Here is a 12,321-nt window from a genome sequence, read left to right as displayed (position 1 = left end):
CGGGAATGACGGGGAAGGGCAGGCGCCTGGATCAGGCCGGGACGGGGGCGAGGTAGGCGATCAGGCGGGCGAGGGTGGTCTTCATGTCCTTGCGGGCGACAACCATGTCGAGCATGCCATGGTCGAGCAGATACTCGGCGCGCTGGAACCCCTCCGGCAGTTTCTCGCGGATCGTGCTTTCGATCACCCGCTGGCCGGCGAAGCCGATCAGGGCGTTCGGTTCGGCGATATGGACGTCACCGAGCATCGCGTAGCTGGCGGTGACACCGCCGGTCGTCGGATCGGTCATTACGACGATGTAGGGCAGGCCGGCCTCGCGCAATTCGGCGATGGCGACGGTGGTCTTGGGCATCTGCATCAGCGACAATATGCCCTCCTGCATCCGGGCGCCACCGGCAGCGGTGAAGATGATGTAGGGGCAGCGGTCGGCGATCGCCGCCTGGGCGCCGGTGACGAAGGCAGCGCCAACGCCAAGCCCCATCGACCCGCCCATGAAGCCGAAATCCTGCACGCCGACGACCGCGCGTTCGCCGCCGATAGTGCCGCGCGCATTAAGCAGCGCGTCCGGTTCCTGGGTGTCGGCGCGGGCCTGTTTCAGCCGGTCGGCATAGCGTTTGGAATCGCGGAATTTCAGTGGGTCTTCCACCACCTTCGGGTTGGGCAACAGCGTATAGCTGCCTTCGTCGAAGACCTGGCGGAAGCGCGCGCGCGCGCCGATCCGGTCATGCCGGCCGCATTTCGGACAGACGCTGAGATTTTCTTCCCACTCGCGCGCGAAGATCAGCTGCCCGCAGGACGCGCATTTGTGCCACAGATTGTCGGGCGTCTCGCGCTTGGCGATGAAGGGCAGGGCGTTGCGGACGCGGTTGAGCCAGCTCATGCGGCGGTCTCCTCAGGCAGCTCCAGCGATCGCGCGGGCGAGATCGGCGGTATAGGCGGTAATGGCGGCGGGCGCTTGGGCGCCGTCGCGCGCGATGATGTCGACCAGCGCCGAGCCGACGACGACGCCGTCGGCGACCCGCGCGACGGCGGCTGCCTGTTCCGGCGTGCGGATGCCGAAGCCGACGGCGACCGGCAGGCCGGTTTCGGCCTTCAACCGGGTGACGGCTGCATCGATGCTGGCCTGCGCGGCCTGTTGCAGGCCGGTGATGCCAGCGACCGAGACATAATAGAGGAAGCCGCCGGCGCCGGCGAGGACGGCGGGCAGGCGGGCGGCGTCGGTGGTCGGCGTCGCCAGCCGGATCGGCGCGACTCCGGCGGCGCGCAGCGCCGGGCCGAGAACGGCGTCTTCTTCTGGCGGGATGTCGACGCAGATCACCCCGTCGACCCCGGCGGCGGCGGCCTGTTCGGCGAACCAGTCCGCGCCCCGACGCAGCATCGGGTTGGCATAGCCCATCAGCACCAGCGGCACCTCCGGGTGGCGGCCGCGAAAGGCGGCGACGATCGCCAGCAGGCCCGCGGTGGTGGTGCCGGCGGCGAGCGCGCGCAGATTGGCCTTCTGGATCGCCGGGCCGTCCGCCATCGGATCGGTGAACGGCATGCCGAGTTCGACCACGTCGGCGCCCCCAGCGACCAGCGCGTCGAGGATCGCGCCGGTATCCGCCGGGGTTGGATCGCCACCGGTGATGAAGGTGACGAGCGCCGGGCGCCCTTTGGCGAAAGCGGCGGAGAGGCGGGCGGTCACAGCTTTACCCCGAGCGCGTCGGCGACAGTGAAGATATCCTTGTCGCCCCGCCCGGACAGGTTGACGATGATGATCTTGTCCTTCGCCATCGCCGGCGCCAGCCGTTCCGCCGCGACAAGCGCATGGGCGGATTCAAGCGCGGGAATGATCCCTTCCAGCCGGCACAGCCGCTGGAACGAGGCGAGCGCCTCCGCGTCCGTAGCCGGTTCGTAGCGGACTCGGCCGATGCTATGCAGCCAGCTGTGTTCCGGGCCGATGCCGGGATAGTCGAGCCCGGCGGAGATGCTGTGCGCCTCGGTGATCTGGCCGTCCGCGTCCTGGAGCAGGTAGGTACGGTTGCCGTGGAGGATACCAGGGCTACCGCCGGCGATGCTGGCGGCGTGGCGGTTCGTCGACAGACCGTCGCCCGCCGCCTCGACGCCGACGATCTCGACGCCTTCGTCATCCAGGAACGGGTGGAACAGGCCGATCGCGTTCGACCCGCCGCCGACCGGGGCGATCAGCATGTCGGGCAGGCGGCCTTCCGTCGCCAGGATCTGTTCGCGCGCCTCGCGGCCGATGACCGACTGGAAATCGCGGACCAGCTCCGGATAGGGGTGGGGGCCGGCGGCCGTGCCGATGATGTAGAAGGTGTCGCGGACGTTCGCGACCCAATGGCGCAGCGCCTCGTTCATCGCGTCCTTCAGCGTCTGTGCGCCGCTTTCGACCGCGACGACATCGGCGCCGAGTAGCTTCATGCGGAATACGTTGGGCCGCTGGCGGGCGACGTCGACCGCGCCCATGAAGATGGTACAGGGCAGACCGAACAGCGCCGCGACCGTCGCCGTCGCCACGCCATGCTGGCCGGCGCCGGTTTCCGCGATGATCCGCCCCTTGCCCATTCGCCGGGCAAGCAGGATCTGGCCGATGCAATTGTTGATCTTGTGCGCGCCGGTGTGGTTCAGCTCCTCGCGCTTCAGGTAGATTTTCGCGCCGCCCAGTTCCTCGGTCAGCCGCCGGGCGAAGTAGAGCGGATTGGGGCGGCCGACATACTGGCGCAGCAGATCGCGGAATTCGGCGTCGAAGGCGGGATCGGCCTTGGCGGAGCGGTATTCGCGTTCCAGATCAAGGATCAGCGGCATCAGCGTCTCGGCGACGTAGCGGCCGCCGAACTGGCCGAAATGCCCGGTTTCGTCGGGCTGGCTTTTAAGCGTGTTGGGCAGGGTCATGACAGGCGAATGGCTTTAAGGAATGCGGCGATCTTGTCCACATCCTTGATGCCCGGCGCGGTTTCGACGCCGGAGGAGACATCGACGAGATCGGCGCCGGTCGCGGCGATCGCCTCGCCGACATTGCCGGCATCCAGCCCGCCCGACAGCAGCCAGCGGCACGGATGGACAAAGCCGTCGAGCAGCCGCCAGTCGAAACGCAGGCCCATGCCGCCGGGCAAGGCGGCGCTGGCCGGCGTCTTGGCGTCGTAGAGGATGCGTTCGGCGAGCGGAGCGAAGGGGCGGGCGCCGTCGAGGTCGGCACGGGTGCGGACGGCGACGACCGGCCATAGCGCGACGGTGGGGAAGCGGGCACGAATGGCGGCGATGCGGGCGGGCGCGGTCTTGTGCAGTTGCAGCACCGCCGGCCGGACGGCGGCTAGGGTGGCATCGAGCAGCGCGTCGTCAGGGTCGACGAACACGCCGACGCGGCGCGTGCGATCGGGCACCCGCGCGGCCAGCGCCGATGCCCGGTCCAGCGGCAAATGGCGTGGGCTGGGCGGGAAGAACACGAAGCCGACATGGCTGGCGCCCCCGGCGATGGCGGCATCGACGGTGTCCGGCGTGGTCAGGCCGCAGATTTTCGCGGTGGCGGGCATCGGGAGGCTTTAGGCGGTATGGGGGTAGAAGGGAACCGGGTGGCTTCCGGGGGGCGTGCGTCCCTCGACTGCGCTCGGAATAGACGCAGAGGGAGACGCACCCACTTCTTAACTTCCGTCCATCCCGAGCGCAGTCGAGGGAGGCACCCACCCCCTACAGCGTCGCCTTGATCGCGCGGGCGGCCTGGTCCGGGTCGGCGGCCTGGGTGATCGGGCGGCCGATGACCAGGATCGAGGCGCCGGCATCAAGCGCGGCGCGCGGCGTCGCCACCCGCTTCTGGTCGCCGCTGTTGCCGTCGGCCGGGCGGACGCCGGGGACGACGAAGAAGCCGTCGGGCCACAGCGCCTTCGCCGCCGCAACCTCCGCGCCGGAGCAGACGACACCGTCCAGACCGGCGTCGCGAGCGAGCAGGGTCAGCCGCTCGACTTGCGCGGCGGAACCGTCGGGTACGCCGATCCGGCCGAGGTCGCGGTTGTCGAGGCTGGTCAGCACGGTGACCGCGACGACCTTGGTGCCGGCGGGGGCGGCGGCCTTCGCATCCTCCATCATTGCCCTGCCGCCGGCGGCGTGGACGGTCAGGATCGCCGGCTTTAGCGGGCGCAGCGCCTGGATCGCCTTGGCGACGGTGTTGGGGATGTCGTGCAGCTTCAGGTCGAGGAAGATCGGCAGGCCGAGCGACGCCATGTCGCGCACCCCGGCGCGGCCGTTGGCGGAGAAGAATTCGAGGCCGAGCTTGATGCCGCCGATATGGCTGGCGACGCGCTGGGCAATCGCCATCGCCCGGTCGAGGTCGGGCGTGTCGAGCGCGACGTAGATGCAGCTGCTCACGGCAACGGCGCCATGTCGGCGGCGGCGCCTGGGGCGATCGTCTGCGCCGGGGCCGGGGGAACCGGCGGGGCGTTGGCGGCGCGTTCGTCGGCCAAGGCGCGCTCGCTCGCCTCCAGCCGGCGGCGCCAGCGCCAGCGCGCGGCGCCGTGGAGCAGCAGCGCCGGCAGCAGGCCGACGAGGAAGGCGACGAGCAGCAGCATCGGCAGCTTGGTTTCGAGGATCAGCCCGTCCCACAGGTTCACCGGCACCACCACCCAGTTGTTGTAGCAGAACAGGGCGATGAGCACGGCAAGCACAGCCCAGAACAGGGTTTTCAGGAATTGCATGGTCGTTTCCGTCTGCTTCCGGTCGGGCCCACTCTATGCAGAATGGCGCGGAAAGGCGAGTCAGGGCCGGGCGGTCAGGCGCTGCCGATTTCCTGGCGGAGCTGCGCGAATAGCTGCGGAACGGCGGAGAGGCGCGGCTCCTCTTCATCGAGGATGGCGAGGAACGCCTCTCGTTTGCAGGTGGTGACGGCGCCGGGCGGCAACGTCACCCCCTCCGGCAATGTCGAGACGAGCAGGTCGATCACCCGCTCCGCGCCGTGGAGCCGGCCCCACAGATAGTCGTTCTCGCGATAGGCGCGGCTGAAGAAGGCGCCGAAGCTGTTGAAGCGGATGCCCTTCAACGTCGCCTCCGCCCCGCCGGCACGGATCGAGGTGCAATCGTCCGGCGCGATCCGATCGACCTTGACCGGATCGAACTCCCCGCCGGTCTCGCCCTGGGTCAGCGACAGCGTGGCAATGTCGTAGAAAGGGAAGCCGAGATAGGTGAGCAGCATTTCCCGCCGCTGGCCGCGCGGCAGGCCGGCCATCGCCGCCGCCAGCCGGGCATCGGTTTCCATGTCGACGGCGCTGAGCGCGCGCAGGCCGGCGAGGCTGTCGAGCGCGGCGGGCAGGTCGTTCACCGCCAGCAACTCGGCGAGCGCCGGCGGGTAGAATTGCGGCGTCTCACGGTCGAGATAGGGCGACAGCAGGGTATAGACTTCCTTCCGCATCGCTTCGATCGCGTCGTCCCCGCCTTCCGACAGAGCGGCGAGCCGGAGGGCCAGCGAACGCAGCCGGCGGATGCGGAAGCCGAGGTCGTGGGCGCGGAAGAAGGTGATCGCCGCCGCCGTCGCCCCGCCGGCCGAGCCGGTCACCCGATCGAGGCCGGCGGCCTGACAATGATCCCACAGCGAATCGCGCAGTGCGGTGCGGTCGCCGCGCCAGCCGACCCGTTCGAACAGCGAGGCGATTTCCTCGATGATGCTCGCGACCTTCAGATGGCCGTATGCGGCATAGGCGGAACCGGCCTGCCTGGCGGCGGCGGTCTGCGCCTTAGCGCGCCACGCCGCCAGCCGTGCCGGCGTCGGCCGGTCGAGGAAGAAGGTGCGGCCATAGAGCGCCTCGATCGCTTCCTCCACTTCTCCCTGCAGGGAATCGATGATCCGGCGCGTGCGGGTGACCCGGGCCGAACGGCCGGCGATCGCCTCCAGCGTATCGCGAATCGGCTGTTCGCGCGGGATGTCGGACAGCGCGCCGAGGATGGTGGTGAAGAAGCCGGGAGCCTTGCCGGCGCCGCCAAGCAGCTTGACGCTGCGGATGCCAGGCTTCGGGTCGATATAGACGAAACGGCGGTCAACCTCGCGGCGCGCCGGGCGACGTTTCAGCGCGTCGAAGGCCGGGCGGAACGGCGCGTTGGCCAACACCGACCCGTCGATCAGCACCGCCTGCTCGGCGGCATCCGCCGCGCTGTGCGCGGGAAGTGCGCGGGCAAGGAAGGCATCGCGCCCCGGCCAGGCGATGCCCCGTTCGGCCAGCACGCCGTCAAGCTCGACGACGGTGAACGCGGGAAAGGCGCCGGGGAAGCTAGCGGTTGCGCGGCAGGCGAAAGCGAGGTCGGGGATCGCCGCGAAGCTGCCGCCGCCGGCCGGGCAGGTAAAGCCGATGGTCAGTCGGTGTTCGGTCTCGACGATCTCCGCCGGGCTGTTCAACCGCACCCGTTCCGGATGGCCGTGAAAATCGGTGACGGTGACGGTCAGGTCGAGCGGCTGGGCCGGAGGCAGCAGGCGCGGGCCGGCTGGCGTTTCCGCCATCGCCTGCAGGGCATCGAGCAGCAGGCCGGTGAAGCCCGGTCCGCCGAACGGCGGCTCGAACCAGCGGGAACGGACGAAAGCGCTGAGCTTCGCACGGACCTCGTCATGCACCTCGGGGTCGACATCGTAGACCGAGGCGCCGCGCCGGGCGGCCATGATCGCCAGCGGCGCCGCCCAGATCTTGCTGAGCCGCGAGGCGGCCCGCGCTTCCGGATCGAGCAGCCGTTCGACGTCGGCGACCTCCAGCCACAGGTCGGTCAGCGGGTCGAGCGACTGGCCGGTATCGACCGCCCGGGCAAGGAACACGCCGTTGATGCCACCGGCGCTGGCGCCGGTGACGATATCCGTGAATACGGTCAGCCGCAGGCCCGCCTCCGCCTCTATCCGTTCGAGCAGCGCGCGATAGACGCCCTGGCTGCCCCCGGCGGCGGCCTCGCCATCGTGGAAGGCGCGGCTGGCGCGGGCGAGGCGCCAGATTTCCTTGGTGACGCCGTGCATGTAGACGGCAAGGCTGATCCCGCCGTAGCAGACCAGCGCCAGCCGCAATTCCTTTTCGCGGATCATTGCGGCTCCACCGTGGCCCAGATCGGCAGATGGTCCGACGCGATGCGCGCCGCCGGCGAACGGTGGACGCCGCACGCCTCGACCGCGACGTCGGGGCTGACCATGATCCGGTCGAGCGCCGCCACCGGGCGGCGGGCATGGAAGCTGCGGCCGCAGGGCACGAAGCCGTAATGATCGGCGAAGTCGCGCAGGCAGCCGCCTTCCGGGCTCCATTCGTTGAGGTCGCCCATCAGCACCGTCGGCAGCGAATCGTCGAGCGATTCGAGATGGGCGATGATCGCCCGTGCCTGGCGGCGGCGGCGCAGGCCGGACAGGTCGAGATGCATGCCGACGACGCGTATGCGCTGGCCGCGCACGCGCAGGTCGGCGCGCACCGCCCCGCGCGGTTCCAGCGTCGGGATATGGATGACGGCCCGGTCGAGGACCTCGACCGACTTGCGCACCAGTATCGCATTGCCGTGCCAGCCCATTCCGTCCGGCCGAACGCCGAAATCGACGGCGCGCAGATCGCTCTGGTCGTCGAGCAGGTAGTGGGGAATCGCGCTGAGCCGCGCGCCGAAACGGCGGTCGGCCTCTTGCAGCGCCACGACATCGGCGCCAATTTCGCGCAGCACGTCGATCGTCCGCGTCGGCAGGCGGCGCCGATCGGTGCCGATGGCCTTGCGCATATTATAGCTGGCGACGCGGATCATGCGACAAGGATGCATAGGGTCATGGCCAAGGAACGCAACGGCCGGGCGGAGTTTCCTTCGCGCCGGCGCGAAGGGGCTTGGGCTTCGCCGCCGGACGGCATACATCGCGAATATGGCCAAGCCCCAGAAGCGTTATGTCTGCCAGGCGTGCGGATCGGTATCGCCCAAATGGGCGGGGCAATGCGTCGATTGCGGCGAATGGAACACGCTGGTTGAGGACATGGGCGCGGTGGTGACGCCGTTTCAGGCGCGTCATAATCTGCAATCCGGCGGCAGGCCGTTCGCGCTGGTCGGGCTGGATGCGGAGATCGCCCTGCCGGAGCGGATGGTGACCGGCATCGCGGAACTAGACCGGGCGCTGGGCGGCGGTTTCGTCAGCGGATCGGCGACGCTGATCGGGGGCGACCCCGGCATCGGCAAATCGACTTTGCTGTTGCAGGCGGCGGCCAAGCTGGCGCTGGCCGGGCGGCCTGTCGCCTATGTTTCCGGCGAGGAAGCGACCGACCAGGTGCGGCTGCGCGCGCGGCGGCTGGGGCTGGGCAAGGCGCCGGTGGCGCTGGCGGCGGCGACGTCGGTGCGCGACATATTGACGACGCTGGGGCAGGGGACGGCGCCGGCGTTGCTCGTCATCGATTCGATCCAGACCATGCACAGCGACCTGATCGAAGGCGCGCCGGGCACGGTCAGCCAGGTCCGCGCCTCCGCCCAGGAACTGATCCGCTATGCCAAGGAAAGCGGCACCGCGCTGGTGCTGGTCGGCCATGTCACCAAGGACGGGACGATCGCTGGCCCGCGCGTGCTGGAGCATATGGTCGATACCGTCCTCTCCTTCGAAGGCGAGCGCAGCCACCAGTACCGCATCCTCCGCGCGATCAAGAACCGGTTCGGCGGCACCGAGGAGATCGGCGTGTTCGCAATGGCCGCCGGCGGACTGGAGGAGGTGACCAACCCGTCGACTCTGTTCCTGACCGACCGGGGCGAGGCGGTGACCGGCGCGGTGGTGTTCCCGGCGCTGGAGGGGACGCGGCCGGTGCTGGTCGAGATCCAGGCGCTGACCGTGCGGCTGGCGAGCGGGGCGACGCCCCGGCGCGGGGTCGTCGGCTGGGATTCCGGGCGGCTGGCGATGGTGCTGGCGGTGCTGGAGGCGCGGTGCGGCCTGAGCTTTTCCACCGCCGAGGTCTATCTGAACGTCGCCGGCGGGTATCGCCTGTCCGACCCAGCGGCCGATCTGGCGGTGGCGGCGGCACTGGTGTCCGCGCTGGCCGAACGGCCGCTACCGTCCGACGCGGTGGCGTTCGGCGAAGTCGCGCTGTCCGGCGAGATTCGCCCGGTCGCCCACGCCGGGCTGCGGCTGCGCGAGGCGGCGAAGCTGGGCTTTTCCCGCGCGCTGGTGCCCGCCGGGGTGGAAGCGGAGAAGGGCGGCATTGCGCTGTCCCGCTTCGCGACGCTGGGCGGGCTGGTCGATCATATGCTGGGGCGCGGTTAGGTGGGGATGCCGGTCCCTCGACTTGGCGCGGGATGGGCGGCTATGGGGCCGACCCCCGCAGCAGCACAGGTGAAACGCCGATGACCGCGCTCGATATTATCGTCATCCTCCTCGTCGGCGGCGGGGCCGTGCTCGGCGGACTGCGCGGCTTCGTCACCGAGGCGCTGTCGCTGTTCGCCTGGGTGCTGGCGATCCTGGCGGTGAAATTCTTCCACACCCCGGTGACCGACATGCTGCTCGACCGGGTCGGGACCAGCGCCGGGGCAGCGACCCTGGCCTTTGCGCTGCTGTTCGGCGTGACCTTTCTGGTCGGCAGGTATCTGGCGCGGGCGATCGGCGCGCGGACGCGGCAATCGGTGCTTGGCGCGTTCGACCGGCTGCTCGGCATCGGTTTCGGCGCGCTGAAGGGGCTGATCTTCGCGACGCTGATCTTCCTCGCCGCGGTGATGGTGCTCGACACGATCAACGGCGGCGCGACGCGGCGGCCGGAATGGGTGCGCAGCTCGCACAGCTACCCGCTGCTCAACGCGTCGGGCAAGGCGCTGGTCGATTACATGAACCAGCGGCGGCTGGCACCGCCCGACCCACCGGTGGACCGGGCGTGAACGCGCCGCTCTACAATGCCGATATCCTGCGGCTCGCCGCGACCATTCCGCATGCCGGGCGGCTCACGGATCCACAGGCGACGAGCGAAAAATATTCGCCGGTCTGCGGAAGCCGGGTGACCGTGGACCTTGCCCTGGACGATGCCGGGCGGGTGGTGCGGCTGGGCCTGGTGGTCAACGCCTGCGCGCTGGGGCAGGCCGCCGCCAACCTGATGGCCAGCCACGCGATCGGCCGGGACGCGGCGGCGCTGGCCGTGGCGCGCGACGCGCTCGGCGCCTGGCTGGCGGGGGAGCGCGCTGCGCCGCCGGACTGGCCGGGCATGGCGGTGCTCGCCCCGGCGCGGCCGCATAGCGCGCGCCACGCGTCGATCCGGCTGGCGTTCGAGGCGGCGGCGGAGGCGGCGCGGCTGGCGGCAAAGGCGGATTGATGCACGGCGGCGCGATCATCGACGGAGTGGTCATGCTGACCGCCGCGCTGGCCTGTGTCATCCTGTTCCGCCGGCTTGGGCTGGGCGCGACGCTGGGCTATATCGTCGCCGGCGCGGCGATCGGCCCGCATGCGCTGGGCCTGGTCGGCGACCCGCAGGGCAAGCTGGGCATCGCCGAACTGGGCATCACCCTGCTGTTGTTCCTGATCGGGCTGGAACTGAGCCCGGCGCGGCTGTGGCGGCTGCGGCGCGACATATTCGGGCTGGGCGTGGCGCAGGTGGTGCTGTGCGGCGTGGCGCTGAGCATGGTCGTCTGGGGTGGTTCGGAATTCACGCTGGCGGCGGCGATCGCACTCGGCATGCCGCTGGCGCTGTCGTCGACCGCGCAGGTGCTGCCGATGCTGCAATCGGCCGGACGGCTGCACACGCCGGTCGGCGAGCGGGCCTTTTCCATCCTGCTGCTGCAGGATCTGTCGCTGATCCCGATGATCACCGTGATCGCGGCGCTGTCGCGGGCGCCGCCGGACCCGGGTGCTCCGCCCGGCTGGGTGCTGGCAGTTTATACGGTGATCGCGGTTGTCGGGCTGGTACTGGCCGGGCGCTATCTGCTCAACCCGCTGTTCCGGCTGATCGGCAGGATGGGCGAGCGCGAGCTGTTCATCGCCGCCGGCCTGTTCTGCGTGCTGGCGAGCGCGACGGTGATGCAGGCGCTGCACCTGTCGACCGCGCTCGGCGCGTTTATCGCCGGCGTGATGCTGGCCGATTCGCCCTACCGGCATGAGCTGGAGGCGGATATCGACCCTTTCCGCGCGGTGCTGCTCGGCCTGTTCTTCGTCGCCGTCGGCATGATGCTCGACCTGCATGTCGTGTTTGAGCGGCCGCTGTTCGTGCTCGGCATGGCGGCGGCGCTGATCGTCACCAAGACATCGATCATCTTCGGTCTGACCCGGCTGTTCGGCATGGCGTGGCGGCCGGCGCTGGGGCTTGGGCTGCTGCTCAGCCAGGGCGGAGAATTCGCGTTCGTGCTGTTCGCGCAGGCGCAGGGCGCTCTACTGATCGAACCGCGCGCCGCCAGCCTGTTCGGCGCGGTCGTCACCCTGTCGATGGCGGCGACGCCGTTCCTGATGATGGCGAGCAAGCGGCTACGCAACGCCCCGCCGAACAGCGACACCCGCGAAGGACCCAGCGGATCGGACGGGGCGGCGGCGATCGTCGTCGGCTATGGCCGGTTCGGCCAGACGGTCGCGCAGATGCTGACCGCGCAGGGCCTGACCGTGACGCTGATCGACTGGGAAGCGGAGCAGATCGACGTATCGGCGGCATTCGCGGTCAAGGTCTATTTCGGCGACGGCCGGCGCGTCGACCTGCTACGACTGGCCGGAGCGGCGGACGCGCAGCTGATCCTGTTCTGCCACGACGACCGTGAGACCGACGCCGCGCAGATCGCCGAGGTGGCGGAGGCGTTTCCCGATGCGCGAATCTTCGTGCGCGCGTTCGACCGGCGGATGGTGCTGCGGCTGCACGGCGCCCCGGTTGCCGGCGTCGTGCGTGAGGTGCATGATTCGGCGATCCGCATGGCGCGGCTGGCGCTCGCCGCCCTGGAGGTCGACGAGGATGAGATCGACCGCGCCGAAGTGAAATACCGCGAGGGCGATGTGGCGCGGATGCAGGCGCAGGCGGCGACTGGGGATCTTTATGCAGGAGCGGAAATGATGTTCCGACCACGTAGCGCATGAGGCGGCGGGGCGGTAGCGGGCTGATCCCGCTGGCGGCGCTGTCTGCGGCGGTTGCGGTGGCGGCCGGAGCCTATGGCGCCCACGCTGCCCAGGGTGCGGCGGCGGAATGGCTGAAGACCGGCGCTTTCTACCAGTTGATCCACGCGGTCGCGGTGATCGCGCTGGCCGGGCGGGCGCGGGGCGCCGGCGCGCTGCTGCTCGCCGGAGCGACCCTGTTCGCGGCGACGCTCTATGCGATGGCGTTCGGCGCGCCCCGCTGGCTGGGCGCCGTCACCCCGATCGGCGGCGCGGCGATGATCGCCGGCTGGCTGTGGGTGGCCGTCCGGCGCTGACCG

Annotated in this window: 13 protein-coding genes; 5 read left to right on the top strand and 8 right to left on the bottom strand. The window is 70.1% G+C overall.

Features of this window, described 5'->3' with window-relative positions:
- Window positions 1-31 precede the first annotated feature (31 nt).
- From accD to E4A53_RS02885, 8 genes are all read right to left on the bottom strand, one after another.
- The gene (accD, locus tag E4A53_RS02920; RefSeq protein ID WP_136161619.1) at window positions 32-880 is read right to left on the bottom strand and encodes an acetyl-CoA carboxylase, carboxyltransferase subunit beta; all 849 of its coding nucleotides are present in this window, start codon (window positions 878-880) and stop codon (window positions 32-34) included.
- 12 nt (window positions 881-892) lie between these two features.
- Window positions 893-1,684: a tryptophan synthase subunit alpha gene (gene trpA, locus E4A53_RS02915; RefSeq protein WP_136161618.1), complete on the bottom strand. Its 792-nt coding sequence runs from the start codon at window positions 1,682-1,684 to the stop codon at window positions 893-895.
- Window positions 1,681-2,892: a tryptophan synthase subunit beta gene (trpB, locus tag E4A53_RS02910; RefSeq protein WP_136161617.1), complete on the bottom strand. Its 1,212-nt coding sequence runs from the start codon at window positions 2,890-2,892 to the stop codon at window positions 1,681-1,683. Before trpB ends, trpA begins: the two co-directional genes overlap by 4 nt.
- On the bottom strand, window positions 2,889-3,530 hold the full coding sequence (locus E4A53_RS02905; RefSeq protein ID WP_136161616.1) for a phosphoribosylanthranilate isomerase: 642 nt from the start codon (window positions 3,528-3,530) through the stop codon (window positions 2,889-2,891). The genes trpB and E4A53_RS02905 overlap by 4 nt, the downstream gene beginning before the upstream one ends.
- A 154-nt stretch (window positions 3,531-3,684) precedes the next feature.
- Window positions 3,685-4,359 carry an orotidine-5'-phosphate decarboxylase gene (pyrF, locus tag E4A53_RS02900; RefSeq protein WP_136161615.1) on the bottom strand — a complete coding sequence of 225 codons (675 nt, stop codon included), beginning with the start codon at window positions 4,357-4,359 and terminating at the stop codon, window positions 3,685-3,687.
- Window positions 4,356-4,685: a lipopolysaccharide assembly protein LapA domain-containing protein gene (locus E4A53_RS02895; protein ID WP_136161614.1), complete on the bottom strand. Its 330-nt coding sequence runs from the start codon at window positions 4,683-4,685 to the stop codon at window positions 4,356-4,358. Before E4A53_RS02895 ends, pyrF begins: the two co-directional genes overlap by 4 nt.
- A 74-nt stretch (window positions 4,686-4,759) precedes the next feature.
- Window positions 4,760-7,036, bottom strand: a complete 2,277-nt coding sequence (locus E4A53_RS02890) for a patatin-like protein (RefSeq protein ID WP_206366218.1) — start codon at window positions 7,034-7,036, stop codon at window positions 4,760-4,762.
- Window positions 7,036-7,731, bottom strand: a complete 696-nt coding sequence (locus tag E4A53_RS02885) for an endonuclease/exonuclease/phosphatase family protein (RefSeq protein WP_136161612.1) — start codon at window positions 7,729-7,731, stop codon at window positions 7,036-7,038. The genes E4A53_RS02890 and E4A53_RS02885 overlap by 1 nt, the downstream gene beginning before the upstream one ends.
- 112 nt (window positions 7,732-7,843) lie before the next feature.
- On the opposite strand from E4A53_RS02885, the gene radA reads away from it, so the two are divergent.
- From radA to E4A53_RS02860, 5 genes are all read left to right on the top strand, one after another.
- On the top strand, window positions 7,844-9,217 hold the full coding sequence (gene radA, locus E4A53_RS02880; protein WP_136161611.1) for a DNA repair protein RadA: 1,374 nt from the start codon (window positions 7,844-7,846) through the stop codon (window positions 9,215-9,217).
- A gap of 80 nt (window positions 9,218-9,297) precedes the next feature.
- Entirely contained in the window at window positions 9,298-9,822 is a 525-nt protein-coding gene (locus E4A53_RS02875; protein WP_136161610.1) for a CvpA family protein, read from the top strand.
- Window positions 9,819-10,250: an iron-sulfur cluster assembly scaffold protein gene (locus tag E4A53_RS02870; RefSeq protein WP_136161609.1), complete on the top strand. Its 432-nt coding sequence runs from the start codon at window positions 9,819-9,821 to the stop codon at window positions 10,248-10,250. The genes E4A53_RS02875 and E4A53_RS02870 overlap by 4 nt, the downstream gene beginning before the upstream one ends.
- Window positions 10,250-11,986 (top strand): cation:proton antiporter domain-containing protein, encoded by a 1,737-nt coding sequence (locus E4A53_RS02865; RefSeq protein WP_168694299.1) that lies wholly within the window; start codon window positions 10,250-10,252, stop codon window positions 11,984-11,986. Before E4A53_RS02870 ends, E4A53_RS02865 begins: the two co-directional genes overlap by 1 nt.
- The gene (locus E4A53_RS02860; RefSeq protein WP_136161608.1) at window positions 11,983-12,318 is read left to right on the top strand and encodes a DUF423 domain-containing protein; all 336 of its coding nucleotides are present in this window, start codon (window positions 11,983-11,985) and stop codon (window positions 12,316-12,318) included. Before E4A53_RS02865 ends, E4A53_RS02860 begins: the two co-directional genes overlap by 4 nt.
- Window positions 12,319-12,321: the final 3 nt, after the last annotated feature.

Origin of the sequence: Sphingomonas flavalba, assembly GCF_004796535.1 — a bacterium.
Classification (GTDB): Bacteria; Pseudomonadota; Alphaproteobacteria; order Sphingomonadales; family Sphingomonadaceae; genus Sphingomonas_L; species Sphingomonas_L flavalba.
Note: the sequence above shows the minus strand (reverse complement) of the source record. Positions and strands in the feature narration are given on the sequence as shown.

Bases quoted from the DNA above. Each gene is read 5' to 3' on its own strand.
- accD (WP_136161619.1), bottom strand. From the start codon at position 880: ATGAGCTGGCTCAACCGCGTCCGCAACGCCCTGCCCTTCATCGCCAAG.
- trpB (WP_136161617.1), bottom strand. From the start codon at position 2,892: ATGACCCTGCCCAACACGCTTAAAAGCCAGCCCGACGAAACCGGGCAT.
- E4A53_RS02905 (WP_136161616.1), bottom strand. From the start codon at position 3,530: ATGCCCGCCACCGCGAAAATCTGCGGCCTGACCACGCCGGACACCGTC.
- E4A53_RS02895 (WP_136161614.1), bottom strand. From the start codon at position 4,685: ATGCAATTCCTGAAAACCCTGTTCTGGGCTGTGCTTGCCGTGCTCATC.
- E4A53_RS02885 (WP_136161612.1), bottom strand. From the start codon at position 7,731: ATGATCCGCGTCGCCAGCTATAATATGCGCAAGGCCATCGGCACCGAT.
- radA (WP_136161611.1), top strand. From the start codon at position 7,844: ATGGCCAAGCCCCAGAAGCGTTATGTCTGCCAGGCGTGCGGATCGGTA.
- E4A53_RS02875 (WP_136161610.1), top strand. From the start codon at position 9,298: ATGACCGCGCTCGATATTATCGTCATCCTCCTCGTCGGCGGCGGGGCC.
- E4A53_RS02865 (WP_168694299.1), top strand. From the start codon at position 10,250: ATGCACGGCGGCGCGATCATCGACGGAGTGGTCATGCTGACCGCCGCG.
- E4A53_RS02860 (WP_136161608.1), top strand. From the start codon at position 11,983: ATGAGGCGGCGGGGCGGTAGCGGGCTGATCCCGCTGGCGGCGCTGTCT.